The sequence below is a fragment of the Luteococcus sp. Sow4_B9 genome (assembly GCF_052116585.1).
In the GTDB taxonomy this organism is placed as follows: Bacteria; Actinomycetota; Actinomycetes; order Propionibacteriales; family Propionibacteriaceae; genus Luteococcus.
The window spans coordinates 1-23,489 of sequence record NZ_JBQKKT010000028.1; the positions used below are offsets into that span (position 1 = coordinate 1).

25 protein-coding genes are annotated in these 23,489 nt (G+C 68.0%); 13 read left to right on the plus strand and 12 right to left on the minus strand.

The genetic code is table 11. From position 1 onward, the window contains the following. Window positions 1-1,172: 1,172 nt before the first annotated feature. The 7 genes from ACTQ49_RS13200 (at window position 1,173) to ACTQ49_RS13230 (ending at window position 7,650) form a co-directional block, all read left to right on the plus strand. Window positions 1,173-2,057, plus strand: coding sequence for a GTP-binding protein LepA (locus ACTQ49_RS13200; protein ID WP_441828300.1), 885 nt, complete (start codon window positions 1,173-1,175; stop codon window positions 2,055-2,057). Continuing rightward, window positions 2,050-2,658, plus strand: coding sequence for a DNA-3-methyladenine glycosylase (locus ACTQ49_RS13205; RefSeq protein ID WP_441828301.1), 609 nt, complete (start codon window positions 2,050-2,052; stop codon window positions 2,656-2,658). Before ACTQ49_RS13200 ends, ACTQ49_RS13205 begins: the two co-directional genes overlap by 8 nt. A 52-nt stretch (window positions 2,659-2,710) precedes the next feature. Next, entirely contained in the window at window positions 2,711-3,499 is a 789-nt protein-coding gene (locus ACTQ49_RS13210; protein ID WP_441828302.1) for a thioesterase family protein, read from the plus strand. Window positions 3,500-3,564: 65 nt separating this feature from the next. Next, entirely contained in the window at window positions 3,565-4,017 is a 453-nt protein-coding gene (locus ACTQ49_RS13215; protein WP_441828303.1) for a hypothetical protein, read from the plus strand. 176 nt (window positions 4,018-4,193) lie between these two features. Next, a complete protein-coding gene (locus ACTQ49_RS13220) occupies window positions 4,194-5,147 on the plus strand; it encodes a MerR family transcriptional regulator (RefSeq protein WP_441828304.1) in 954 nt (317 codons plus the stop codon). Further along, entirely contained in the window at window positions 5,144-6,076 is a 933-nt protein-coding gene (locus ACTQ49_RS13225) for an ABC transporter ATP-binding protein (RefSeq protein ID WP_441828305.1), read from the plus strand. The genes ACTQ49_RS13220 and ACTQ49_RS13225 overlap by 4 nt, the downstream gene beginning before the upstream one ends. Further along, window positions 6,073-7,650, plus strand: coding sequence for a hypothetical protein (locus ACTQ49_RS13230; protein WP_441828306.1), 1,578 nt, complete (start codon window positions 6,073-6,075; stop codon window positions 7,648-7,650). Before ACTQ49_RS13225 ends, ACTQ49_RS13230 begins: the two co-directional genes overlap by 4 nt. Window positions 7,651-7,664: 14 nt before the next feature. Here the strand turns inward: ACTQ49_RS13230 and ACTQ49_RS13235 are convergent, their stop codons facing one another. Continuing rightward, window positions 7,665-8,309 (minus strand): HAD-IA family hydrolase, encoded by a 645-nt coding sequence (locus ACTQ49_RS13235; RefSeq protein ID WP_441828307.1) that lies wholly within the window; start codon window positions 8,307-8,309, stop codon window positions 7,665-7,667. A gap of 194 nt (window positions 8,310-8,503) precedes the next feature. Between ACTQ49_RS13235 and ACTQ49_RS13240 the strand changes: the two genes are divergently transcribed. Then, a complete protein-coding gene (locus ACTQ49_RS13240; RefSeq protein WP_441828308.1) occupies window positions 8,504-9,115 on the plus strand; it encodes a CueP family metal-binding protein in 612 nt (203 codons plus the stop codon). An 81-nt stretch (window positions 9,116-9,196) separates the two neighbouring features. Next, window positions 9,197-9,847, plus strand: coding sequence for a DUF305 domain-containing protein (locus ACTQ49_RS13245; protein WP_441828309.1), 651 nt, complete (start codon window positions 9,197-9,199; stop codon window positions 9,845-9,847). 58 nt (window positions 9,848-9,905) lie between these two features. Here the strand turns inward: ACTQ49_RS13245 and ACTQ49_RS13250 are convergent, their stop codons facing one another. Beyond that, window positions 9,906-11,063: an ATP-binding protein gene (locus ACTQ49_RS13250; RefSeq protein ID WP_441828310.1), complete on the minus strand. Its 1,158-nt coding sequence runs from the start codon at window positions 11,061-11,063 to the stop codon at window positions 9,906-9,908. After that, the gene (locus ACTQ49_RS13255) at window positions 11,063-11,758 is read right to left on the minus strand and encodes a response regulator (RefSeq protein ID WP_441828311.1); all 696 of its coding nucleotides are present in this window, start codon (window positions 11,756-11,758) and stop codon (window positions 11,063-11,065) included. Before ACTQ49_RS13255 ends, ACTQ49_RS13250 begins: the two co-directional genes overlap by 1 nt. A gap of 100 nt (window positions 11,759-11,858) precedes the next feature. Here ACTQ49_RS13255 and ACTQ49_RS13260 point away from each other — a divergent pair, with 100 nt between their 5' ends. Next, window positions 11,859-12,284, plus strand: a complete 426-nt coding sequence (locus ACTQ49_RS13260) for a GNAT family N-acetyltransferase (RefSeq protein WP_441828312.1) — start codon at window positions 11,859-11,861, stop codon at window positions 12,282-12,284. Window positions 12,285-12,311: 27 nt separating this feature from the next. Here the strand turns inward: ACTQ49_RS13260 and ACTQ49_RS13265 are convergent, their stop codons facing one another. Then, complete coding sequence (locus tag ACTQ49_RS13265) at window positions 12,312-12,908, minus strand: TetR/AcrR family transcriptional regulator (protein ID WP_441828313.1); 597 nt, start codon at window positions 12,906-12,908, stop codon at window positions 12,312-12,314. A gap of 43 nt (window positions 12,909-12,951) precedes the next feature. Between ACTQ49_RS13265 and ACTQ49_RS13270 the strand changes: the two genes are divergently transcribed. Both ACTQ49_RS13270 and ACTQ49_RS13275 read left to right on the plus strand, forming a co-directional pair. Next, window positions 12,952-13,443 (plus strand): SRPBCC family protein, encoded by a 492-nt coding sequence (locus tag ACTQ49_RS13270; RefSeq protein ID WP_441828314.1) that lies wholly within the window; start codon window positions 12,952-12,954, stop codon window positions 13,441-13,443. A gap of 40 nt (window positions 13,444-13,483) precedes the next feature. After that, the gene (locus ACTQ49_RS13275; protein WP_441828315.1) at window positions 13,484-14,101 is read left to right on the plus strand and encodes a maleylpyruvate isomerase family mycothiol-dependent enzyme; all 618 of its coding nucleotides are present in this window, start codon (window positions 13,484-13,486) and stop codon (window positions 14,099-14,101) included. Between the two features lie 64 nt (window positions 14,102-14,165). Here the strand turns inward: ACTQ49_RS13275 and ACTQ49_RS13280 are convergent, their stop codons facing one another. From ACTQ49_RS13280 to ACTQ49_RS13305, 6 genes are all read right to left on the minus strand, one after another. Further along, window positions 14,166-16,031, minus strand: a complete 1,866-nt coding sequence (locus ACTQ49_RS13280; RefSeq protein ID WP_441828316.1) for an FAD-dependent monooxygenase — start codon at window positions 16,029-16,031, stop codon at window positions 14,166-14,168. Window positions 16,032-16,157: 126 nt separating this feature from the next. After that, window positions 16,158-18,017, minus strand: coding sequence for an ABC-F family ATP-binding cassette domain-containing protein (locus ACTQ49_RS13285; protein WP_441828317.1), 1,860 nt, complete (start codon window positions 18,015-18,017; stop codon window positions 16,158-16,160). Between the two features lie 575 nt (window positions 18,018-18,592). After that, window positions 18,593-18,988 carry a type II toxin-antitoxin system VapC family toxin gene (locus ACTQ49_RS13290; protein WP_441828318.1) on the minus strand — a complete coding sequence of 132 codons (396 nt, stop codon included), beginning with the start codon at window positions 18,986-18,988 and terminating at the stop codon, window positions 18,593-18,595. Then, window positions 18,985-19,212, minus strand: a complete 228-nt coding sequence (locus ACTQ49_RS13295) for a FitA-like ribbon-helix-helix domain-containing protein (RefSeq protein WP_441828319.1) — start codon at window positions 19,210-19,212, stop codon at window positions 18,985-18,987. The genes ACTQ49_RS13290 and ACTQ49_RS13295 overlap by 4 nt, the downstream gene beginning before the upstream one ends. A gap of 206 nt (window positions 19,213-19,418) precedes the next feature. Then, the gene (locus ACTQ49_RS13300; protein ID WP_441828320.1) at window positions 19,419-20,432 is read right to left on the minus strand and encodes an aldo/keto reductase; all 1,014 of its coding nucleotides are present in this window, start codon (window positions 20,430-20,432) and stop codon (window positions 19,419-19,421) included. A 232-nt stretch (window positions 20,433-20,664) separates the two neighbouring features. Beyond that, complete coding sequence (locus ACTQ49_RS13305) at window positions 20,665-21,144, minus strand: GNAT family N-acetyltransferase (protein WP_441828321.1); 480 nt, start codon at window positions 21,142-21,144, stop codon at window positions 20,665-20,667. A 69-nt stretch (window positions 21,145-21,213) separates the two neighbouring features. Here ACTQ49_RS13305 and ACTQ49_RS13310 point away from each other — a divergent pair, with 69 nt between their 5' ends. After that, entirely contained in the window at window positions 21,214-21,873 is a 660-nt protein-coding gene (locus ACTQ49_RS13310) for an alpha/beta fold hydrolase (protein ID WP_441828322.1), read from the plus strand. Window positions 21,874-22,106: 233 nt separating this feature from the next. Here the strand turns inward: ACTQ49_RS13310 and ACTQ49_RS13315 are convergent, their stop codons facing one another. Next, window positions 22,107-22,703 carry a GNAT family N-acetyltransferase gene (locus ACTQ49_RS13315; RefSeq protein WP_441828323.1) on the minus strand — a complete coding sequence of 199 codons (597 nt, stop codon included), beginning with the start codon at window positions 22,701-22,703 and terminating at the stop codon, window positions 22,107-22,109. An 8-nt stretch (window positions 22,704-22,711) separates the two neighbouring features. Further along, on the minus strand, window positions 22,712-23,488 hold the full coding sequence (locus ACTQ49_RS13320; protein WP_441828324.1) for an ABC transporter ATP-binding protein: 777 nt from the start codon (window positions 23,486-23,488) through the stop codon (window positions 22,712-22,714). Between the last annotated feature and the right edge of the window lies 1 nt (window position 23,489).

Here is a 23,489-nt window from a genome sequence, read left to right on the forward strand (position 1 = left end):
TAGAGCCGATGGTACTGCAGGAGGGATCCTGTGGGAGACTAGGACGCCGCCGGACTTACACAAACACCCCTTTGGGTTGTCACCACGGTGACACACCCAAAGGGGTGTTTTGCATCCCCAACCACCACGAACCGCTCATCCCCACTCGAACACGATCCGACCCCTGGGGATTCCGAACTCACCGCGTGGCATCCCATCAGTACGCGTGGGATCCAACTTCTCGCGTGTGTTCTACCAGCAGCGAAGCAACCAAACCCACGCGAAAGCGAACCAAGGGGGCGGCAGGTTCACTTCCACCGTCGGGCAGGATGAATCTCGCCGTCGGCGAGCAGCCCCGAGACCGCGGGGCGCTGGTGGCTCTAGTCAAGAGGGGACGTCACTGGGTTCGACACTGCCGACGATGGTCCCACGGGAGGGAGGCATTGAAGCATCCCCCCACCAGTTCTGTCAGAGCCATTCTGAGCGTCCCGAGCGAGAGGAACTGGAGCGGGACGTGCCCAAGGGCGGCTCAATTCCCATCCAGACATGCCACGTCCAGGGGCGATCAGGGGCGGCCGGTCACATCCTGAGGGGGCAGTCGCGTAGAGCTGCAGGGGTCGGTATGCACTGAACCACGTGCCCTCGCTCGTTCAGGGCTTGCGTGTCCCCGGTGCTTCGAGCGACGATCATTGGCCGAACAGCCGGCAAGCCTCGCGTGGTCTCGCCGTTGAGTACGGTGCAGCAGACGCGACGTGGGCACAACCCACGCGGCCGGGGTTGGGATTGGTGAACGTGGGGGCGGGATGCCGTCGGGCCGGGAGTCTGATGCAGAAGGGCAGGCCGTCGAGTCATGGCCAGATGCCCCCTCGCGCTTCTGGTCAGTGATGGGGCCCATGATCGGGTTCCATGCCCCGCCCCTTCACAATGCCATTGCTCACTGGTGTATGTATGTACAGGTATGAGGTAGAAGGAAGATCTCAGGTGCAAGCTGCTGGATTGGGCGTTGCGCGCGGGGTCACTCCACCGCGGCTCGCAAAGGGGGAGCCGCGGGAGGTCCACCGGGTGGTCCCTCTGGCATGAATCCATTGCGGAGTGAAATGGTGGAGGCAATGGGCGTCTGATGGGGCTCGTCCGGTGGGAGCTCTGTGGCGCAGCTCTGCGGGCTTGGCCCGTCGGTTCACAGCGAGGATGGCATGGCACGGCAGTCGGTTACAGAAGCGTCGCTCATGGAGCATGTGGAGAGGTTGCAGGAGCTGCATCCACCGCTGCGGCCGGGCCAGGTGGATCGGACCATCAAGGACGCAGCGGCGGTCAAAGGGCGCTTCGCCCCTACGCTGAACTACCTCGCGCGAGTGGAGCTGGAGGTGGAGCGCAACCTCTTGGAGCTGCTCACCATCCTTCCCGACGCGGGTGAGGTGGACCGCTTCTTCTACCAGGACGTCTGGGGCCCACAGGAGCTCGCGCACGGTGAGATCCTTGATCAACTTCAAGTTGATCTTGGAGTTCAGCCTGCAGCGCCCATGCTCGAGATCTCCTTCTCCATGAAGATGATGGGCGCGCTGTCGCGCTTTGGGGACATCCAGGACGTCTCCCGCTTCATCTACTACCTGACCGGTGCATCAACCGAGCGACAGGCGGTCCTTGCCTACTCCGCCTTCATCGACGGACTAGATGCCATGGAGGAGCACGCCATCTCGCAGACGATCGTCCACCCCATCAAGCAGCAGGAACCCGGCCACTTCGCCTTCTATCGCCTGAGTGCCCAGAAGATGATCCAGGACAGCGAGTTGCGCCCCTGGCAGCTGCACCTGACTCGCCTTTTGCGGAGCAAGTCCTATGCGCTGGTCGGCACCAATCGGATGGAGAAGTACAAGCACCAGATGGGCACCGTGATCCACCAGTTGGGATTTGAGGACGAGCTGGAGCGCTACGCGAAGGAGATCGGACGCCTCGAGGCCCAGCTGCTGTGGGCGCATGAGCAGGGGATGGAGTACCCGCCCTACTTCCTGGAAGCGCTGCGCGAATCGGTGGAGCTCTATCGGGAGCGTGGCAGCTTCACCGTCGAGGCTCGTGGCTGAGAACGTCGTTCCGGTGGAGGAGTGGTCCTGGCTGGAGACCGACGCAGAGACGGCGGCGCGACGGCTTCTGGGATGTGAGCTGGTCAGCCGGATCGGCGACGAGGAGACGCGGATCCGGATCGTCGAGACGGAGGCCTATGACCAGGCAGACGCCGCCAGTCATTCACACCGGGGCCGGACAGCGCGCAATGACGCCATGTTCTTGGCGGCGGGGCACGCCTACGTCTACCTGATCCATGGTCTGCACCACTGCATGAATGTGGTCGCGGGGCCGGAAGGATTCGGTTGCGGGGTGCTGATCCGGGCGGGAGAGCCGCTCGTCGGTGAACGGCTCATGACGCAACGGCGCGGTAGGGCTGGTGTGGAGCTGACCAATGGGCCAGGCAAACTCTGCCAAGCCCTGGCGATCACGCTGCCGCTACGAGGTCATGACCTGGCCGAGCCGCCACTGCAGCTCTTGCGACGCACACCAGTCGAGCCTGATGAGATCGTCACGACCACGCGGGTGGGGATCACCAGGAACAGCGACGCCATGCGTCGCTACTACCTGCGCGGGAACCCGTGGGTCTCCAAGCCATGGGCGCGTGATCACCACCGCTGACCAATGTGACAATTCACACATTGTGCGTCGCGAAGTCGGCAAGAATGGCGACATGACCGAAGCCTTCGCCTACTTCGAGCGGGAGACACACGACCGCTTCCGCCCCACCTCTCACGTGGGCGGCGCCTGGAAGACCGACGAACAGCACATCGCCCCCGCCATGGGCCTGCTGGCGCACGTCTTCGAGACCGATCACCGCGAGCGTCGCGGAGACGACGGCCTCGCGCTGTCCCGCGTCTCCTACGACATCTTCGGTGTGCTGCCGATCGAGCCCGTCGACGTCTCGGTGCACATGGTGCGTCCGGGCCGCTCGATCGAGTTGCTCGAGGCCCGCCTGGAGCACCAGGGACGCACCGCCCTGACGGCCCGAGCCTGGTTTGCCAGCACCGCGGACACCGAGGCCATGGCCGGGAGCACCTTCCCGTCGATCCCCGCGGCGGAGGAGCTGCCCATCTGGGAGATGACGGAGCGGTGGGATGGCGGCCTCGTCGACTCGTTGGAGCTTCGTCAGCGCGTCATCGAGACCGGGCACGCGATCACCTGGATTCGCACCGACGCGGAACTCGTGGCCGGCGAGCCGGTGAGCCCCACTGCCGCACTGCTCGGCCTTGTCGACGTTGCCAACGGCCTGGCCTGTCGGGTTCCGCCGGACCAGGTGCTCTTCCCGAATGTGGACCTCACCGCCCACCTCTTCCGGGAGCACCACGGCGAGTGGACGGGCTTCGACACCACCGTGCACTTCGGCCCGACGGGTGTCGGCCTGACCCACACGGTGCTGCACGACGACCGAGGTCCCTTCGGCACGGTCGCGCAGAGTCTCACGATTCGTCCCCGCGCGTAGCCTGCTCATCGTCGCCCGGTCTGGTGTGCATCGCTGGGTTTCACAGCGTCTGGTTTGATGCCCCCATGGGACGAACACGACAGACGAAGCAGCCACGAGGCCGGGCCGAGGTGAGCGTCTCCCGCATCGAGGAACACCACCTCGAAGCGTTGGCAGAGGATTCGCCGCTCCTCGAACCCAGCCGCGGACTGTGGGCGGCGCGAGCGGCTGGCGACGGCTTCGGGCTGGTCGCCGTCATCGATGCGGTGCCGGTGGCCGTGCTGGGGGTTCGCTTTGCCGAAGAGGGCTGGCTGCTGCACGGTCTTGCCGTGGCAGCCGACCAGTCCGGTCCCGAGATGGCCGGTACCGAGGTCAGGACCCGTCTGCTCGATGCGGCCGAGGAGTTGGCGCGGCCACTGGGTTCCCTGGCCTGGGAGGCAGGTGCGGACGCGGCGCTGGCCGAATCCCGCGGATACCGCCCCATCGGCGGCGTGGCTGGCCCTGTCCGGGTGCTGAAGGAGTTCAGTGACGAAGGGTGAGGGGCTGTGGCTGCTGAAACCCGGTCGAATCCGGACATCCATCTGGATGTGACCGTGTCGCACGCCGTCGGCGACCAAGTTTCCGCGCGCCGTGGCGGCTCGTCCCGAGGCCCGGGGCGCGCGCGTCCCCGGCGACGTGTTGACTGTGACGCAACGTCACAGTGGATGCTCATCATGTGAAGATCAGCGAGCTGGCCGACCTGGCCGGAACCACCGTGCGGACCGTGCGGCACTACCACCACGTGGGCCTGCTGCCCGTGCCCGAGAACCAGGGCGTCCGTGACTACGACTTCACCCACCTGGCCCGGCTGCTGCACGTGCGATGGCTGGTGGGGTCCGGGATGGGGCTGTCGGAGGTCCAGACAGCCATCGGGGACGACGACCAACCACTCGCGCAGCTGGCCGTCGACGACCTGGCCGCAACCCTGAACGGGATCGACCGCACCATCACGGAGCTGACTGCGCAGCGGGAGAAGCTCGTCGTGATGCTCGAATCGGCGCGTGAGGGACGAGGCGCATCCCCGCTTCCCGCCGGACTCTGGGAGGGCTATGAGGTGCTGCAGTCGGCGGCGCCCGACGAGGTCTCCCGCCAAGCGATCATCCGGGAACGGGAACTGCTGGAGGTCGCCTGCTTCTCCGGCCTGGTGCCCGACTGGGCCCTGGCCTTCGCCACCCAGACCGACGGCCCCGCCCTGCGGGCAAGCGTCGAGAACTTCACGGAATTCGCGCAGCTGCCGGAGATGGACGAGGAGACCTTCCGGGAGGCGATGCCGCGCCTGGCTCGGGAGCACCTGGCCTGGCTGCAGACCTTCGAACCCAGCATCAGCGACTTCGTCGCGAAGGCCCGCGAGACCTGGGATGACAAGACCTTGGTGAGCGAGGTCATCCGGTGGTGTGACGCGGCCTACCCGCACCCGCACCACCGCGCCTACTTGCGGCACTCGATCGAGCTGATGAGCGACCACTTCCTCGGGAACCAGCCAGCCCCAGCCGCCTCGGTCCCAGCCACCCCGGCCCCGACCACCCCGGCCCCGACCACCCCGGCCCCGACCACCCCGGCCCCGACCACCCCGGCCCCGACCACCCCGGCCTCTTCCAAGCCGGCATCTTCCAAGAAGGAGCACGCATGACCACGCCCAGCCCGACCCAGTCGAGCCCAACCCCGCGCCATGCGGAGGCTTTGGCCAGCCTCACCGGACTGACGAAGAGCTTCGGCGAGCTGGCCGCAGTCGACGGGTTGGACCTCGTCGTGGACCCCGGTCTGGTGCACGGCTTCCTGGGCCCCAATGGCGCCGGCAAGTCCACCGCGATCCGTTGCCTACTGGGACTCTACGCACCCACCTCCGGCACGGTCGACCTGCTGGGGCATGATCCGCGCAAGGATCCGCAGGTCACTCGTCGGGTCTCCTATGTGCCCGGCGACGTGGTGCTGTGGCCCAACTTCACCGGACAGCAGGCGCTCGACGCCCTGGCCGGGTTGCGCGGCAGCAGGGACGAGGCTCGCGAGCGGGAACTGATCGACGCCTTCGCGCTGGACCCGTCCAAGAAGGTGCGCTCCTATTCCAAGGGCAACCGGCAGAAGGTGATGCTGGTGGCAGCTTTCAGCGCCCGCACCGAGCTGCTGGTGCTCGACGAACCCACCAGCGGCCTCGATCCACTCATGGAACAGACCTTTGCCCAGTGCGTCCGGGAGGCCGCACACGAGGGGCGTGGCGTGCTGCTCTCCAGTCACGACCTGGCCGAGGTGGAACGGCTGTGTGACCAGATCACCATCATCAAGGACGGCCAGCTGGTGGAGTCGGGCAGGCTCACCGAGCTGCGCCACCTGGCCGCCAGCACCATCCAGGCCCGGCTGCCGCACCGCAGTGTGGAGTTGGCCCGTCGGATCGAGGGGCTGGACGCGCACTGGGAGGACGACCGGATCACCGTCCAGACACCCCACGACAGGGTGGCCGACGTGCTGGCCGCGGTCGTCGCGGAGAATCCCGCCGAGGTCACCTGCAGCCCGGCCAGCCTGGAGGACCTCTTCCTGCGCCACTACGAGGTGGCGGCGCGGTGAGGGGCATGCTCGCCATCCAGTTCCGACGCCAGTGGAAGCGGATCCTGCTGTGGGTGGTGCCCATGGTGGCGATCATGGTCTCGACCCCGCAGGCCTATGCCAGCACCTACCCGACAACGGAGTCGCGCGCCCTGGTGGTGCAGATGTTGCGGGAGTCGGCCGGCCCCAAACTGATGTACGGCCTGCTCCCGCTGCCCGGCGGCACTGGCCAGATGCTCGTCTGGGAGTGCGGCACCTATCTGGCGATTGTGGGCTCCATCTCCGCGGCGCTGCTGGCGATTGCCACCACTCGTGGTGAGGAGGACGCCGGGACGCTTGAACTCGTGCGCACCCACGGGGTCACCGCCACGACGGCGCTGGTCTCCGGCGCGATCGTGGTGCTCGTGCACAACCTGCTGCTGGCGCTGGGCTGCGGGATCGGGCTGGCCGCCCAGGCGGGTTCGGTCGACGACGTGCCCGCCAGCGGCGCGTGGGCCTTTGCCGCGGGACTGTTCGTCGTGAACAGCTTCTTCGGCGCCCTCGGACTGGCTACAGGACAGGTCTTCCCGACCGCCGCCCGGGCCCGCTCCCTGGTGATGGTGGTGCTGGGCCTCGGCTTCCTGGCCAAGGGCATCGCCGCTGTCCAGGACCTTGCCTGGCTGAGGTGGCCCAATCCGCTGGCCTGGTTGGAGATCGTCGCCCCCTACACCGACGACCGGGTGGGCGTGGCCGCCGCACTGCTGCCGGTCTGCCTCGCGGTGGCGGGCGTTGCCTTCATCGTCGTGCGACGACGGGAACTGGGCGCCGGCCTGGTGGGGGACCCCGACCGTTCCGACGCCCGCGCCCGGATCAGCAGCCTCACCGGACTGCACCTGCTGGCAGGGCACGGGCAGCTGGTCGGGTGGAGCGTGGCCGTGGTGGCCGCCGCTGGCTTCTTCGCGTCGATGTGCGGCTCGATGACCGACACCGCCACCCGCGACGAACGCACCGGTGACCTGATGAGCCAGATGACCAATGGGATGGACCCGGTGGCCGGCTACTTCATGTTCTCCGGGCAGTTGGTGGGTCTGCTGGGGCTGTGCGCCGCCGTGGCGATCGTGCTGCGTACTCGGCGCGACGAGGTGACCGGACTGCTCGACCAGGTGCTCGCCACGGGGCAGCGACGTTCCCGGCCCCTGCTGGTCTCCACTGGCGTGGCGATGGTGGCGACAACGCTGATGGTGGCCGTGGCGAGTGCCATCAGCGTGCTGTGTGCCGAGCTGGTGCTGGATGATCCCAACGCCTGGCAGGAGGCCCTTCGCCACACCCTGGGCCAGGTGCCGGCGGCCTTGGTGGCTGCGGCGATCGCTGCTGTGGTGGTGGCCTGGCTGCCGCGATCGCCATGGCTGGCCTGGCTTCCGGTGGCGGCTTCTGGGGTGCTCAGCATGCTGGGTCCGGTGCTGCGGGCGCCCCAATGGCTGGTGGACCTCTCCCTGCTGGGGCAGTCGCCGACGGGATGGGATGACTGGCCCGTGCTCGCCCTGATGGCTCTCGTCTCCGCGCTGGCCGTCCTGGCCGCGTGGTGGCGGATGGACCGACGGGACCTGATGGCCTGATCGGGGGGGGCGGGTCAGCCCCGTGCCAGCCGTGCCAGCGCGTCAAGGGTGAGGCCGCGGAAGTCCGGGATCCGGGGGAACTCGCCGTCGAAGTCGGTGAGCTGGCCCACCACCACCACGCGGGCGCCGGCTGCCGCGGCGGACCGGACCCCGGCGGGGGAGTCCTCCAGTGCAATGCAATCCCGCGCTGCGACTCCCAGTCGCTCAGCGCCCAGCAGGTAGGGCTGTGGATCGGGCTTGCCGTGAGTGATGTCCTCGGCGAAGACACAATGCGGGGGCACCGGGACACCCGCGATGCCCATCCGGTTGGTGGCCAGAGTGCGGCCCGCGGAGGTGACCAGCACCCAGGCCTGCGGATCCAGCGAGGTGATGAAGCTCGCAGCCCCTGGCACCTCGACGATCCCGTCGACGGCCTCCTCCTCGAGCTGCTGCAGGGTGCTGGCCTCGTGGGCGGCCAGTTCCTCGTCGGCCAGGAAGTGGTGGGTCGTCGCGCTTGTGGGGCGGCCGTGCGCAAAGGCGATCACCTCTGCGGCGTCCAGCCCGTGCCGCGCGGCGAAGGCCTGCCAGGTTGACTCGACGACGGCGGTGGAGTCCACCAGGGTCCCGTCCATGTCCACCAGCAGGTGGGGGTTGGTGTGGTGGGAGTTGGCTGCGCTCATGCGACCCACTCTGGTGGGCCCGGTGATCATTGGCAATGATCACCGGATGGGGCGACGTCGAGGGCGTCGCCGGCAGGCCCCGGCCGCGACGCCTTCACCAAATCGCAACATTTCCGTGACTGCTCCGAGAGACCGTTTTGCCATGCTGAGGGGCAGAGCCCCGCACCAGGTGGGGCGCGGACCCCAGGAGCACCATGCGTCGCACCGTCACCCTTGCAGCACTCGCTCTGACGTTGGCCGTCACGGGCTGTTCCTCGAGGACCCCCGACGAGGCCACTCCCGCCGATGCGAGCGTCGCTGCCACCGCCGCGGGCACCGCTTCCGTGGACGCCAAGCTGGCCGAGCTGGGCCTGGCGGGCCAGGACGTCGCCGCCATCATCGAGGGGCTCGACCAGACGCAGAAGGACAAGGAGATCCAGCTCAACGGATCCGTCCGTCAGGATGAGCTGCTGCTCACCGTCGGCGACGACGAGTCAACCCAGCAGTCCATCCCGATGCCCCAGGACAAGACCTACGTCTCCGTCGCGCCCTATGTCAGCAAGACCCACGAGTGCTTCGCCCACCACCTCACCGGGTGCCAGGGCGAACAGGTGGGCAAGGCCTTCGACGTCACCGTCACCGATTCCGAGGGCACGGAGCTGTTCAAGGAGAAGCTGACCAGCTACGAGAACGGCTTCGTCGGCTTCTGGCTGCCGCGCGACGTGAATGGCACCCTCGCGATCAGCGGTGAGCAGGGCAAGGGCAGCATCCCGCTCTCCACGGCCGATGACGCCCCGACCTGCATCACCACCCTGCAGCTCGCCTGACCCTCCCACCCGGAACCGCCCCCGGGGCCCGGCTCCGAACCCCCTCTTCCCCAACCCCCTTCCCAGACCCAGGAGAAGATCATGAAGAAGTCGCTCGCCCTCGCGGCAGTCCTCGCCCTTGCGCTGACCGGTTGCGGTCAGGCTGAAGAGGCGGCCACCGAGGCCGCCGACAAGGCCACGTCCGCCGCGGCCAGCGCCCAGGGCTCCGCCGAGTCATCGCCCCAGGCTTCCGCCGAGGAATCCGCTGCCGCCCCGGGCCAGGCCGAGCACAACAGCGCCGACGCGATGTTCTCCCAGATGATGATCGTCCATCACGAAGGCGCTCTGGAGATGTCCGAGCTGGCCGAGGAGAAGGCCGGCAGCGAGGAGGTCAAGGCGCTCGCCACCCGGATCAAGGACGCCCAGCAGCCCGAGATCAACACCATGACCGACTGGCTCAAGACCTGGAACGAGCCGCTGGAATCCGGCCACGACGCGCACGCCATGCCCGGCATGGACATGGACGGGATGACCCAGGAAGAGGTCATGGACAAGCTCGAGGGGCTTCAGGGCACGGAGTTCGACAAGCAGTTCCTCACCTCGATGATCGCTCACCACGAGGGTGCGCTGACCATGGCCAAGGACGAGCTTGCGGACGGCACCAATCCGGAGGCCAAGAAGCTGGCCCAGTCGATCATGACCAGCCAGGCCAAGGAGATTGCCGAGATGAAGCAGATGCTCCAGAAGCTCTGAGCCCGGATCCCTTCCCGGCCGAGACCAGCAGAGGACCCAGGTCAGCAGAGGACCCGGGTCAGCAGAGGATCCGGGGCGGTAGGTGCAGGCAGAAGCTCGCACCCCGTCCGGGTCCTTCGCTGTCGGCATCCAGGTGCCCACCGTGTGCCCGTGCGATCGCGCGGGAGATCGCCAGCCCCACCCCGGTGCCAGCTCGATCGTCGGACGAGGCTCCGGGATCGCCACGGTAGAACCGTTCGAACAGGTGTGGCAGGTGTTCCGGGGAGATGCCGGTGCCTTCGTCGCACACCTCAACCACCAGCTCGTCGGGCAGGCGCCGGGCAGTGAGCCGGATGGTGCTGCCTGGCGGGCTGTGGCGCACCGCATTGGTGAGCAGGTTGTCCAGCACCTGCCCGATCCGGGACCCGTCCACCAGCACAGTGCAACCGGTCTGGGCCTCGACGATCAGCGCAATGTCGTGCACATCGCAGGCAGCCTTCGCCGAGGAGGCCGCTGCCCGAACCAATGCGTCCAGGGACACGGGCGCCCGGTCGAGCTCCAGACGTCCCTCCTCGGCCGCCGAGACGGCGCTGATGTCGCGGGCCAGACGCGTCAGGCGTTCCGCCTGCTGCCGGAGGGTGGCGATGGTGGTGGCGTCGAGCTCCGCGACGCCGTCCTCGACGGATTCCAGGGTGACCTCGATGGCCGCGATGGGGGTGCGCAGCTCGTGCGAGAGGTCGGTCAGCAGCCGACGACGAGTCTGTTCCGTGTGGGCGATCGTGCTGGACATCTCGTTGAAGGCCAGGGCCACCGACTCGATCTCCGGCCCCGACGGCGGCACCTGCACCGGCACGTCATAGACGCCCTGGGCCACCCGTCGCGCCCCGCCAGCCAGGGCGGACAGTCCCGCGGTGATGCGGCGCACCATGAACCAGCTCACCAGGCAGGCCACCAGCGTGGCGATGCCCAGGCCGGCCAGCAAAGAGGTGCTGCCCGCCGAGCGGAAGGCCTCGGTGGCATGCTCGAGAACGCCCGGCTGGTTGCCGTGGCCCGCCTCGTGCATGTGGTGGTCGAAGACAGGCGGGCCCACCAGCATCGCCACCAGCAGCATCGTCGCGGTCATGCTGAGGATCACCGCTGACTGGGCGACGACGAGGCGACGGGTCATGGAGACACCCGATCCCGGACGATTCCCGCGCGGTTCCTTGGCGGGGCCAGCCTCCTTGGCGTAGGGCATCAGGCGCCCGTTCCCATCCGGTAGCCGACGCCACGCACGGTCAGCACATAGCGCGGCTGGGCAGGGTCGTCGCCGAGTTTCTTGCGCAGGCGGGCAATGTGGACGTCCACCAGGTGCTCGTCGCCACTCCAGTTCGCCCCCCAGACCTCCTGGATGAGCTGCAGGCGGGAGAAGGCGCGACGGGGTTGGGCGCTGAGCGCGTCGAGCAAATCGAACTCGGTGGGGGTGAGGTCCACGGGATCCTGGTTGACCAGGACTTCGCGGGCGTCGGGATCGATCCGCAGCAGTCCGAAGGCCCGGTGTGGGGTGCTGGGGGAGGACGTGGTGCGCGGCCGGCGCAGCATCACCTGCACTCGGGCCGTCAACTCCCGCACGCTGAAGGGCTTGGTCATGTAGTCGTCGGCGCCCACCGAGAGACCCACCAGCACGTCCACCTCATCGCTGCGGGCGGTGAGCATCAGCACGTAGCAGTCGCTGAAGGTGCGGATCTGGCGGCAGACCTCGATGCCGTCGAGTCCGGGCAGACCCAGATCGAGCACGACGACGTCGGGCTGCCACTCACGCGCGACGCGAACCGCCTCGAGCCCGTCGGCCACCGTCCGGGTCTGCAGCCCGGCACGCTCCAAGTAGTTGGCGACGGTGCCGGCCAGCACGGGTTCGTCGTCCACCACCAGCGCGCGCACCATCTCGTCCATGCACCCAACCCTGCCAGAGCACGGAAGGAGCCCGTGGGGTTGACAGCCCAGCGACGGACTGTGGGTGACGTCAGGCATCGTCGACGGGCAGGATGGGCTCATGCCGCAGATCCACCTCGCACCGCTCCGCCAGATCGATCCGGCCACCCTCTACCGCATCCTGCAGTTGCGCACCGACGTCTTCGTCGTGGAACAGCAGTGTGCCTACCCGGAGCTCGATGGTCGGGATCTGGAGCCCGACGCCCTGGTGATGTGGGCCGACGAGGACGATCGCGTGGTGGGGACGCTGCGGATCCTCGCCGAACCGGACTCGATGAGGATCGGGCGCGTGGCGGTGGCACCAACCCATCGCAGCTCTGGGCTCGGTGCCCAGCTGATGGGCGCCGCGGTGGAGCATGTTGCCGGGCGAGCGTGCGTACTCGACGCCCAGGCCCACCTGCAGCACTGGTACGAGCGGTTCGGGTTCGAGGTCAGCGGACCGGGCTTCGACGAGGATGGCATCCCGCACGTGCCCATGCGGAAGTAGCTGAGTCACCCTGATCGGCACCACCGGTCAGGTGTCGTCGGTTGGGTTGGCGTCGACCGTGAGCGCGGTCATGGCTGCCCGGACGGCGGCGGCAACCGTCGACGGCGCGGGCGTGCACCCCTCGACCAGTGCCTGGTAGTGGATCGGCCCCGCCACCAGTCGGATGGTCAAGTGAGGATCGGCATCCAGGCCATGGCGTTGCAGGATCCTCTCGACGTCGTGGATCCGGGCCTGCCAGAAGTGGTCCAGTACCGCGCGCACCTCTGGATCGCGCCAGGCCAGGAGTGACTGCACCAGGGCGGCGCCGTCCCCGTCGAGCAGAGTGGCGAGACGTTCCGCGAGGGCCAGTACGTCCTTCTCCAGGCTGCCTGTGTCGGGTGGGGTGAGGTTGGTGGAGATCTGGCTGGCGAGGTCGGCAACGATGCCCGCGGGGGTCTTCCATCTGCGATACAGCGACGACCTGTGCACGCCCGATCTGGCAGCAATCAGTTCCATCCGCATGCCCGCTGCGCCCTGTTCCACGAGCAGCTGCCGAGCGGCATCCAGTACCGCCATTCGGGTCCTGGAGGTGCGACCTCCCGGGCGCATGCTGCCCACCTGTGGGTAGGTCGGGGATTCGTCCATGACACGATCTTAACGCGACAAAGTGTTGGGTTAAGCTCGCGGCATGTGGAGCGTGAGGAAGCTGGAGGAGCGAGCCCGAGTTGCGGCCCAGGGGCGTCGTATCGACGACGAAGCGCCGGTGGCGGCGTCCGCCGTGGTGGAGGTGGATGCGTCTGCCGCCGCGGTCTGGAAGGCCCTGGCCGAGATCGAGGAATGGCCGGACTTCGTCCCGGGTGTCACCAGGGCACGCTGGTGTGATCCCCAGGGGCAGCCGGGCAGGCGCTTTGTCTGGCGCAATGCTGGAACCCAGCTGCAGTCGACGATGGAGGTCCTTGAGTCCGCGAGCGAGGTGACCTGGACCGGCACCGCCATGTGGCTCGTCGCGGTACATCGCAACACCATCGAGGACCTGGGGCAGGGTCGTTGCCGGTTGACCAGCAGCGAGAGCATCGCCGGTGTGGGGGCGTCCATGCTGATGCCGTCGGCCAGACTGCAGCACCAACTGGAGGCATTCGTCGCGGCGATGGCCAGCCGAGCCGCGGGGGCTCGCCCCTGACGTCGAGGGCGGTGTCACCGGCCGGTGCTTGAATGGCGGCATGGACATCTTCGCGGCCATCGCCGCCGAACGTCGTTCTCTGGCCGATCTCCTGTTGGGGCTGGATCTGGAGCAGCAGAACACCCAGAGCCTGTGCACCGAGTGGACAGTGCGCCAGGTGGCCGGTCACCTGATCGTGCCGTTGGAGGTGGGCATGCCCGGCTTCATGGCCGCGATGCTGCGACACCGGGGAGACTTCGATGCGGCCAATGCCGAACTCGGACGCCGCCAGGCCCTGCGGCCCTGGGAGGAGATCGTCGAGATCCTGCGGGACAAGGCCGACAGCCGCTTCACGCCACCCGGCCAAGGCCCCGAGGCGCCGCTGACCGATGTATTGGTGCACGGTCTGGACATCACGACGCCCCTGGGGTTGACGCATGAGGTCTCGCCCGAGCACCTGCGCATTTCGCTCGACTACCTGGCCGCACCCAATTCCAGGGCGCGGGCCGGGGATGTGGCGCTGGCCGGACTGCGACTGGAGGCCACCGACCTGGACTGGACCCACGGCGCCGGTCCGCTGGTGCGCGGCGACGCCCGCTCCCTGCTACTGGCCCTGGCTGGTCGCGAGCCGGGATTCGCCGGTTTGGGTGGCGATCTCCCCGGCGCCGAGAACGCCTGACGCACGGCAGCCTCGGACCGCAGGGGTCCGAGGCTGCCGTTCGGCCTTGCGGCTCAGGCGGGACTCACAGCGGCAGCATGTTCTGCTCGAAGAACTTCGTGATCTCCTCGCGGGCGGTCAACGGCAGCACGTGCGCGACGTACATGTCGGGACGCTGGATCACCAGGGCGCCGCCACGGTCGATCTCGCGCAGGTCGAAGATGTCGGCGCTGGGATCGGCGGCGAAGACCTCTTCACGGTCGGTCAGCTGGTACGGGCCCATCTTCGGCAGGAAGAAGGACGGGACGTCGGCCAGCTCCAGCTCGGTGTAGGGCTGCTGGTAGATCACCTTCGCGTCGAAGACGCTGTTGATGTCTGCCCCCTCCGGGGTGAACTTGCGCACCGGGGAGTCCTCCGAGGTCTCCAGCCATTCGGCGAGCTCACGCACGGCCGTCTTCTCCTGGTCGGCGAAGGCGTACAGGCGCCACCGGCCGTCCGGCTCGAACAGGTGCCCCAGCTCGCGGGGCGAGGTGTCGGCCACGCGACGGACCAGATTGGACTGGAGCGCCTTGCCGATCTGGAAGCCCTTGGCCAGATCCTGGTGGGTGCTCTCGCCGATGATGGGCGAGGCCGGGTACTGGGTGGCGAAACCGTTGGGGAACTCGGCATTGTCAATGTAGAAGCGGCCGATCTCCTGCGGGTCCTCCAGCTCCTCCGGGCGCTTGGACATCATGCCCGACCACGCCTTGTCGAAGGCGATCAGTTCCTCGGCGATCTGCTGACGCTCGGCCGAGTAGGTGGCCAGGAGCGACGCGTCGCTGCGGCCCTCCAGGACCTGGCCCAGCTTCCACGCCAGGTTCCAGCCGTCTTGCATCGAGACATTCATGCCCTGGCCAGCCTTGGCGCTGTGCGTGTGGCAGGCGTCGCCGGCGATGAAGACGCGCGGGTTCTGGCTGCCGACCTTGTCCACCGGCACGTCGTCGAACTTCTTGGCGACGGTGTGGCGCACCTCGTAGACGCTGTACCAGGTGACCTCCTTCACATCGAGCGTGTAGGGGGCAAGGATCTTGTTGGCCCGCTCGGCCGCCTCCTGCCACGTGGTGGCGCGCAGCTCCGCACGGTTGCTGTCGTCGATGTTGCCCAGGGAGACGTAGTAGCGCACCAGGAAACCGCCCTCGCGGGGGATCAGCAGGATGCTGCCGTCCTTGTCGGACTGGATGCCGCACTTCTGGCGCACGTCGGGGAAGGTGCTCTCGGCCAGCACGTCCATCACGGCCCAGGCGTGGGCGGACGGGTCACGCTGCAACTCGATGTCGGTGCAGGCGCGCACCTTGCTGCGGGAGCCGTCGCAGCCGACGACGTACTTGGCGCGGACGGTGCGCTCCTCGCCCTTGGGGTCGAGCAGCTTGACGCTGACCGGGTACTCCTGCGACTCGTCGGTCTCCAGCGAGAGGAATTCGTAGCCGTAGTTGGGCTTGATCTTGGCCGGGCCACGCTCGGCGTACTCGGCGTAGTAGTCGATGACGCGGGCCTGGTTGACGATGATGAAGGGAAACTCGCTGACGGTCGACGGGGGATCCTCGGCGCGCACGCCGCGCATGATCTCGGCCGGGTTGTCGGGCTTGGGGCCCCAGAAGTGCACGTCGACCAGGCGGTGGGCCTCGGCGTTGATCCGGTCGTAGAAGCCAAAGGCCTGGAAGGTCTCACAGCTGCGGGCCCACAGGCCGTCTGCGCGCCCGACCTCCAGCCGGCTGGGGCGGCTGTCGATGATGCGGGTGTGGATGTTGGGGAAGTTCGTGAGCTGGGCGGCCTGGATGATGCCGGCCGGTCCGGCGCCGACGATCAGCACATCCATCTCGTCGGGCAGTTCTTCCTGACGGTCGATGCCGGTTCCCGCAGGATCCTTGATCAGCGGGTCGTGCGCTACATAGCCGTGGTGGTGGTACTGCATGGTTGAGCCCCTGTCCTCGTTGACTGTGGTGTGCCGTGTTGGCTGTGGTGTGCGTTGCTCCCGGGGCCTGTTGGTGCAGTGCCCTGGCTGTGGAGCGAGCGGCCAAGCTGGCCTGGTGACACAAGGCTAGGAAGAGTGCCTAAGGCCGTCCAATATCAATTCCTTATGATTGTTCGCCTCGGTGTTATCAATCGCGGGATGTGTTGGCTGGCTGGGGAAAACATCCCCCCACCCCTGCGGGTGAATCATGTCAATCTCCGCGCGACGGGGCTCGTCGTGCGCTGGAAATGGGCTCTTGCCCCATTGCTGGAGCTCCAGGCGCTGGCCCGTCCATGAGTGGCGCAGCCAGCGGTCGTGGCTGGCCACCATCACCGCGCCGGGGTACTGCGGCAGGTGCTCCTCGATGGCCGTGGCCAGCGTCAGGGAGAGGTGGTTGGTGGGCTCGTCCAGCACCAGCAGATCGGGCGTGCTCGCCAGCACCATCGCGAGCGCCAGCCGTCGTCGCTGGCCTGTGCTCAGGCTCCCCACGCGGCGACTCAGATCACGTGGCGCCACCAGCCCGAAGGCGGACAGCGGCGTGGTCTCGGCGCATTCCTGGCCCAGGGTGGCGGCGTAGAGCTGCTCGACGGTGGGATTCGGGTCGAGGTCCACGTCCTGCGCCAGGAATCCGATCGTCGCGGTGCGTGCGACGGTGACTGACCCCTGGTCTGGCCGGAGGCCGCCAGTGAGCAGGGCCAGCAGCGTGGACTTCCCGGCGCCATTGGGGCCGGTGACCAGCCAGTGGTCGTGGCGTCCCACGGTCAGCGAGGTGGGAAGCAGCCGTCCATCCACGCCGACATTCGAGAGGGCCGCCAGGACCGACGGGACGGTGTGGTCGTCGCGTCGGCCGACGTCGAGGCCCCGGAAGTCGAGTTCCGCGGGTGGCTTGCGCACCTGCTCTCGCCGCAGCTCGTCGAAGCGACGGGAAAAGTCGTTGACCCGTCGTGAGACGACGGTGGCATTGCGGTCGGCGTAGAACTTCTTGGCGGCTCCGCCCTCGGTGCGTGCCGCGGCGCCCGCATGGCCGACGCTCTGGCTCTCCCGCACGCTGCGCTGCAATTCCTTGAGCTCTGCCTGCTCGGTCTCGTACTGCTTCTGCCACCGGGCACGTTGGGCGGCCCGGGCCTGCAGGTACTCGGTGAAGCTGCCGGTGTGACGGGTAATCCCGATGCCGCTGGTCGGCCCGTCGAGGGCAACCGCGCTGACCAGTGTGCTGGGGCGGGGTGCCGGGTCGAGGTCGACGATGCCGGTGGCCGTGGCGTCCATGAAGGCGCGGTCGTGGCTGGCGAAGAGGACAGGCCCGGGCCAGTCGAGCAGGGAGCGGGTGAGGAAGTCGATCCCGGCGTCGTCGAGGTGGTTGGTGGGTTCGTCCAGCAGCAGGCTGTCGGGACGGCTCAGCAGCAACCAGGCCAGCTGCAGTCGTGATCTCTGGCCGCCCGAGAGCTCGCCGGCCCGGCGCTCCCGGGCGAGCCCGGGCAGTCCGACGCCGCCGAGGACGATGTCGGCGCGACGTTCCAGGGTCCACACATCGTGGCGGGTGGCCTCCTCCAGTGCTCGGTCGTAGCGGTCGGCGGCGGCCTCCGTGCCCTGGTCGAGGGCGGCCGTCGCCTCCTCGAACTCGCGCAGGATCGCACGAGGCGCGGCGAAGGCGTGGTCGATGATGTCGGCGATGGTGTCGGCCAGCGCGAAGGAGGGTTGCTGCCACAGCAGACCGATGCGGCCCGGTACCTCGACGGAGCCGCTGTCGGGGTCTTCGACGCCGGCGGTGATGCGCAGCAGGGTGGATTTCCCGGTGCCGTTCTCGCCGATCAGGGCGATCCGTTCGCCCTGGCTGACGGTCAGGCTGATGTCGGTGAGGACCCGGCGGTCGGGATAGGACTTGCTGATCCCGTCGAGGCGCAGGTGGGCGCCGCGGGTCAGGGCGTTCGGGGATGCGGGTGTGGGCATGGAGAAACCTCGCGTGTCAGATGGGACGGGACGACGGGTTTCACAGCCACATGACGTCGAGGTTAGCAGGAGCCCTGGTGGCGGTCGGGCTCAGGATCGGTGCATGATCTCGTGCACCTCGTTGGTGCTGAGTGGGGGCAGTGTCGGTTCCTGGTCCGAGCGGAGTCCCTCGATGGCCAGGTCGACGCACCCGGAACGACTGGCCGCCAACGTCGACGTCTTCGACTTCGAGCTAGACCCTGCTCGGGCTTGTTCATCGAGCAAGCCCGAGGCTTCCTCCACGCCGCTCAAGCGCTGACCTGTAGTGACTTCCTCGCTACCTGGGTGGTCGAGCTGGCCATCCACGAGCTGGACCTCGCGCCCTCATCCAAGCCAGCGGGCATCGCGATGGCCCGTCGGACCGTGGAAGCGTTGGGAGGCTCGCTCCTTCCGTCCGAGTGGGATGACCGAGCTGCGACGCTTGTGAGCCTCGGCCGAGACCCCTGGTCAGTCAACGGCCAGCGTCTCCCTGGCTTTCCCGTGCACCTGTGACACCCGCAGCGCCGCCATGTGACGGTCGCTCGCAGCACGGCAGATCAGGTCGTTCGAGACATCAACCTGACGGTCGCACGATGGCCGTTCGTCTGCAGCTTGCGATCACAGGTGAGCACGGGGGACGCCAACGCCTCGGCCAGCGCAATGTAGGCGGCGTCATAGGAGGTGAACTGATGGCGCAGTTCCCAGACCCTTCCGCTCAATGGCTCCAGGTCGTGGCGTTCGATGGTGAATGACCAGTAGTCGTCCAGGGCTTGCCGCGCACGCTCCGGCGTGATGGCGTGGGCCAACTCGAGTCCTCGCAACACTGATGTCACTTCGACGTCCAGCAGGTGCGGAGCGTGAACACCATCGCACGCCAACAGACCCAAGAGCTCCTCGGACGGAGCCCGTCCAACCAGAGCCTCCGCCATGGCCGACGCATCGAGGACGATCACCGGCGCGTCGTCTGGATCTCGTCGATGATGCGCTGAGTGGGGACAGCGTTCGACCGGTCGCGAGTGCGCAGGCGATCGACGATTTCGGCATTGGTGGGTCGGGCCGCAATGCCAGCCAGCTGGGCATTGACATAGGCGGACAGGGACTGCCCCTGCGCGGCTGCCCGTGCCTTCAAGGTCTCGGCGACGGCCTCAGGGACCTCACGAATGTAGAGCGTTGCCATGGGTCAACGCTAGCACTCTGCAAGCCTATGGACCTTGAGTCTGCTCGGTGCTGCATCGCACGACATCCGGCATGTGAGCAATGTCGCGCACTTCGAGGCGGTCCGGTCTTGCACGGGCCAAGTGGCTGGGGGTCCGGTGGAGTCAAGTTTCCAGTGACGCACGTCGAGTCTTGGCAGCCACCGGACCCTTCGGGCCCTGCCCGGTCTCAGTCCTTCGACGGGGCAGGGCCGCCCATCGTGTTGTGGCCGGGCCGGGGCAGGAGGCCGACCGGGGCATGCGGCTGGTAGGGCTCCTCCAGCCAGGCGAGGTCCTCGTCGCTGAGCTCCAGCTCCAGCGCACGCACCGCGTCGTCCACCCGGCTGGGCTTGGAGCAGCCGACGATCGGGGCCTCCACGCCGCGGGCCCAGTGCCAGGCCAGCGCCACGTCGGCCATCGGCACGTCGAGCCGCTGTGCCAGCTCGGCCACCCGGGTGACGATCGGCATGTCGATCTCGCGCTCCCGGTCGTACTTGCTCTTCATGGTGCTGTCGGTGGTGGAGCGCGCGGAGTCCGAGTCCCAGGTGGGACGAGTCAGGTGACCCGAGGCCAGCGGGCTGTAGGGGGTGAGCGCCATGCCGTACTGGCGGCAGACCGGGATCAGCTCGCGCTCGTCCTCGCGGTGCAGCAGGTTGTAGTGGTTCTGCATGCTGCTGAACCGGGTCCAGCCGTTCTGGTCGGCCACCACCTGCAGGTTGTGCAGCTGGTAGCCGTACATGGCCGAGGCACCCAGGGCCCGCACCTTGCCGGCCTTCACCAGACCGTCGAGGGCCTCCATCGTCTCCTCGGCGGGAGTGTCGTAGTCGAAGCGGTGGATGATGTAGAGGTCCAGGTAGTCGGTGTCGAGTCGTTCCAGGGTGCCGTCGATCTCGCGCTCGATGGCCTGCTTGCCCAGCTTCCCGTCATTGAAGTAGACCTTCGACGCCAGCACGACGTCCTCGCGCTTGACGCCCAGGTTCTTGAGCGACTGCCCGATGAACTCCTCACTGGTGCCGTGCGCGTAGGTGTTGGCGGTGTCGATGAAGTTCACGCCCAGTTCCAGGGCGCGGGCCAGCACCTCCTGCGTCGCCGGCTGGTCGATGGTCCACTGGTGGAAGTCCGGGAAGTGCTCCCCAAAGCTCATCCCGCCGATGCACAGGCGCGGGATGGTGATGCCGGAGGTGCCAAGGGTCGTGTACTGCATGGGATTCCCCTCATGGGTGGGTGCCGGGTCTTGTCCGTGGCTGGCTCCAGTCTGCTCCTGCGCGGCCGCTCGGCCAAGGGTTCACCCGGCCGGTTCCCTGCGGTTGTTGCGCGAACTTCTGCTCGACGGGCTCCGGGCAAGTATCTCGCCGCGTGAGAGTGCCCCGGCGGGCCTGGCCATGCGCAACATTCGCAGGGACGTGGGGAGGCTGAGCTCGAGAGGTCCGCGAAGGCTAGGCGCCCGAGGGTGCGAATCCCAGCGGCTTCACCATGAACAGGCAGGGGTTCTGGTCGCCCCACAGGTTGGTCTCCTCCAGCGGCAGGAAGCCCATCCGCTCGTAGAAGTGCCGGGTACGGGCGTAGTTCACGTCCGGGTGTGAGGCGCCCAGCGTCTTCACCTCCAGAAGGGCGGCGCCGCGACGACGGGCGTCCTCCTCCACGGCCTGCGCGAGGGCGGTCCCGATGCCCCGTCCGTGGTGGTCCCGGTGCACCACCATCAGCTCCACTTCGCACACGTGGGGAAAGTGCCACGTGGTGAGCGCCAGGCCGAGTACCGAACCGGCGTCGTCGCGAACCGCCCAGTTCTCCAGGGACTTCGTCGCGTCGACGTAGTACTGGTTCGCGTCGGGCAGACCGAACCATTCCGGGAGGGTGGCGAGGAGCCGCGCGACATCCCGGGTGAGGGGCGGTTCGGCGGTGACGGTCCAGCGCATGCGCCGATTCTTGCCGTGTCTGAGTCACGGTGGCGAGCGAATTTCCGCGCGTGGCGGCAGCATGGAGGCATGACCACCGCACCCGTCGTCCTGCTGCACGGTGCCTCCAGCAGCTGTGCCACCTGGGACCGACTGCGTCGCGACCTCGAGAAGGTGGGTGTCCCATCCCATGCCTACCCGCTGCTGGGGCACGCGGAGGAGCCCCGGCGCGCCCGCTACCGGCTGGCGGACTTCCGGGACCACGTCTTGGGCCAACTCGGCGCGCTCGGTGACGAGCCAGTGATCCTGGTCGGGCATTCGCTGGGCGCCTTCACCGCCAGCCTGGTGGCGCAGGCCGTGCCCCGACGGGTCGCGCGCCTGGTGCTGGAGGAGCCGCCTGTTCCGCCTCGTCACACCGGTGATGACTGGCCCTTCACCACGGTGGCCGGGGCACGCATGTGGGCGCTGTCGCCGCTGACGCGACGGCGGATGGACCCACGGGCATTGCGCCAGGTGCTGGCCGAGCTGACCCAGCCCCAGCCCGGCTGGTGGGCAGGGCTCTCCGCGATCACGGCTCCGACCCTGGTCATCGCGGGTGGTCGACGGAGCTACCTGCGTCAGGAGCGCTTCTCCGCCTTGGCCTCCCGTCTGCCGGCGGCAACGGTCGAGCACATCGAGGCTGGGCATCGCGTTCACTCGGTGAAGCCCGAGGCCTTCGGTGCCGTCGTGATCCCGTTCCTGACCTCCTGAGCCGTCCCAGAACAGGCTTGCGGTGCCCCGAGTGAGCGGAGCGCGTTCTTGGTCACACTTTGGTGTCACCGTTGGTGCCGAAGTGTGACCAAGGTAGCCATCGGCGCCAGTACCGCCTGTCACGTCAGATGTCGCGTCGATCAGGCGATCTTCTCGGAATCAAGGCAGTCAAGGATCCAGGAGCGCACCAAGGGGCGCCACCCGAGTCCCGGGTGCATAGCCGTCCTGCTGAGTTATTCGGACTCGGCACGCATCCGCGCCGCGGCCACGTCGATCTCGAAGTAGATGGAGGCGACGGCTGGGTCGAAGGGGCCCTCCTGCCGGTCATCGTGGATCTGGACGGCACCCACCGCTCGCCAGAAGGGGACAGCCGACCGTGGCGTCACCGCCGCCGTGTGCAGGGTCAGGACGCCGTAGCCCAGATCATCTGCCCGGGCCACCAGGCGGGCGCACACCTCCCGCGCCAACCCGTTCTGCCGAAACTGCGGGGCGACGGCCACCCGCACCAGTTCCGCGACGTCATCCCGGTGGCCGTACCGCTGCTGCACCGCTTGCGGACCACGCCGCCGAAAAGGCCGGATCCCGCCGCAGCCGACGATCCCCTGGTCGGATTCGGCGACGATCAGCTCCGCGCGGGGATCGTGCAGGTAGCAGTCCTCCGCTCGATCAAGGTCGGCATGCCAGATCGGGTTGTAGTCCAGGCCGTGGTCCTCGCGGACGCTGGTCAGGACCAGTGCGCGAACCGCCGGGAGATCCTGTGGCAGGGCGCTGCGGATCAGTGCCGCCCGGGCGTCGGTGGTGGGTGCGGACAAGGTCTTACTCCCTCTCATTCAGCGATTCAACGGAACAGGTTGACCAGTTCCCGGGTGTACGGATCGCGCTGGTCTGCGCACAGGTCTTGCGTGGGGAACTCCTCGATGAACTGGCCCTGGCGCATCACCACGATCCGGTCGGCGACGAATCGTGCCGCCGCCAGGTCATGAGTGATGAACAGCATCGAGACCTGCAGCTCCTCCTGCAAGCCCTTGAGCAGGTTCAGGATCCGGGCCTGGAGGGAGACGTCCAGACTGGCGGTGGGTTCGTCCAGGACGATCAGCTCCGGCTCGATGCTCAGGGCCCGGGCAATTGCGGCCCGCTGCAGCTGGCCGCCGGAGACCCGGCCGGGCATCCGGTCCAGCAGGGTGGTGGGCAGGTCCACCCGCTCGAACAGCTGCTCCGCCAGTTGGCGACGTCCGCCAGCCTGCTCCACGCGTCGGCGCAGCACATCCGGCTGGCAGTCGAGCGGTTCCAGCACCGAGGTGAGCAGCGGCAGCCGGGCGTTGAAGGAGTCGGTGGCACTTTGGAAAACCGCCTGCATCCGTGCTCGTCGGCGACGGTAGGTCTCCCCGCTGAGGGCGGTCAGCTCGTCTGCTCCCAGCCAGACCCGGCCGGAGTCCATCGGCTCGACGCCCAGCAGGCAGCGGGCCAGGGTGCTCTTGCCGGAGCCGCTCTGGCCCACCAGCGCCAGGCACTGCCCCCGCTCGATGGCCAGGTCGACGTCGCGGACGGCGCGCAGCCCGCCGGGATAGGTCTTGCTGATGCCCTGGGCCAGGAGCGCCGGTGTGGTCGATGACATG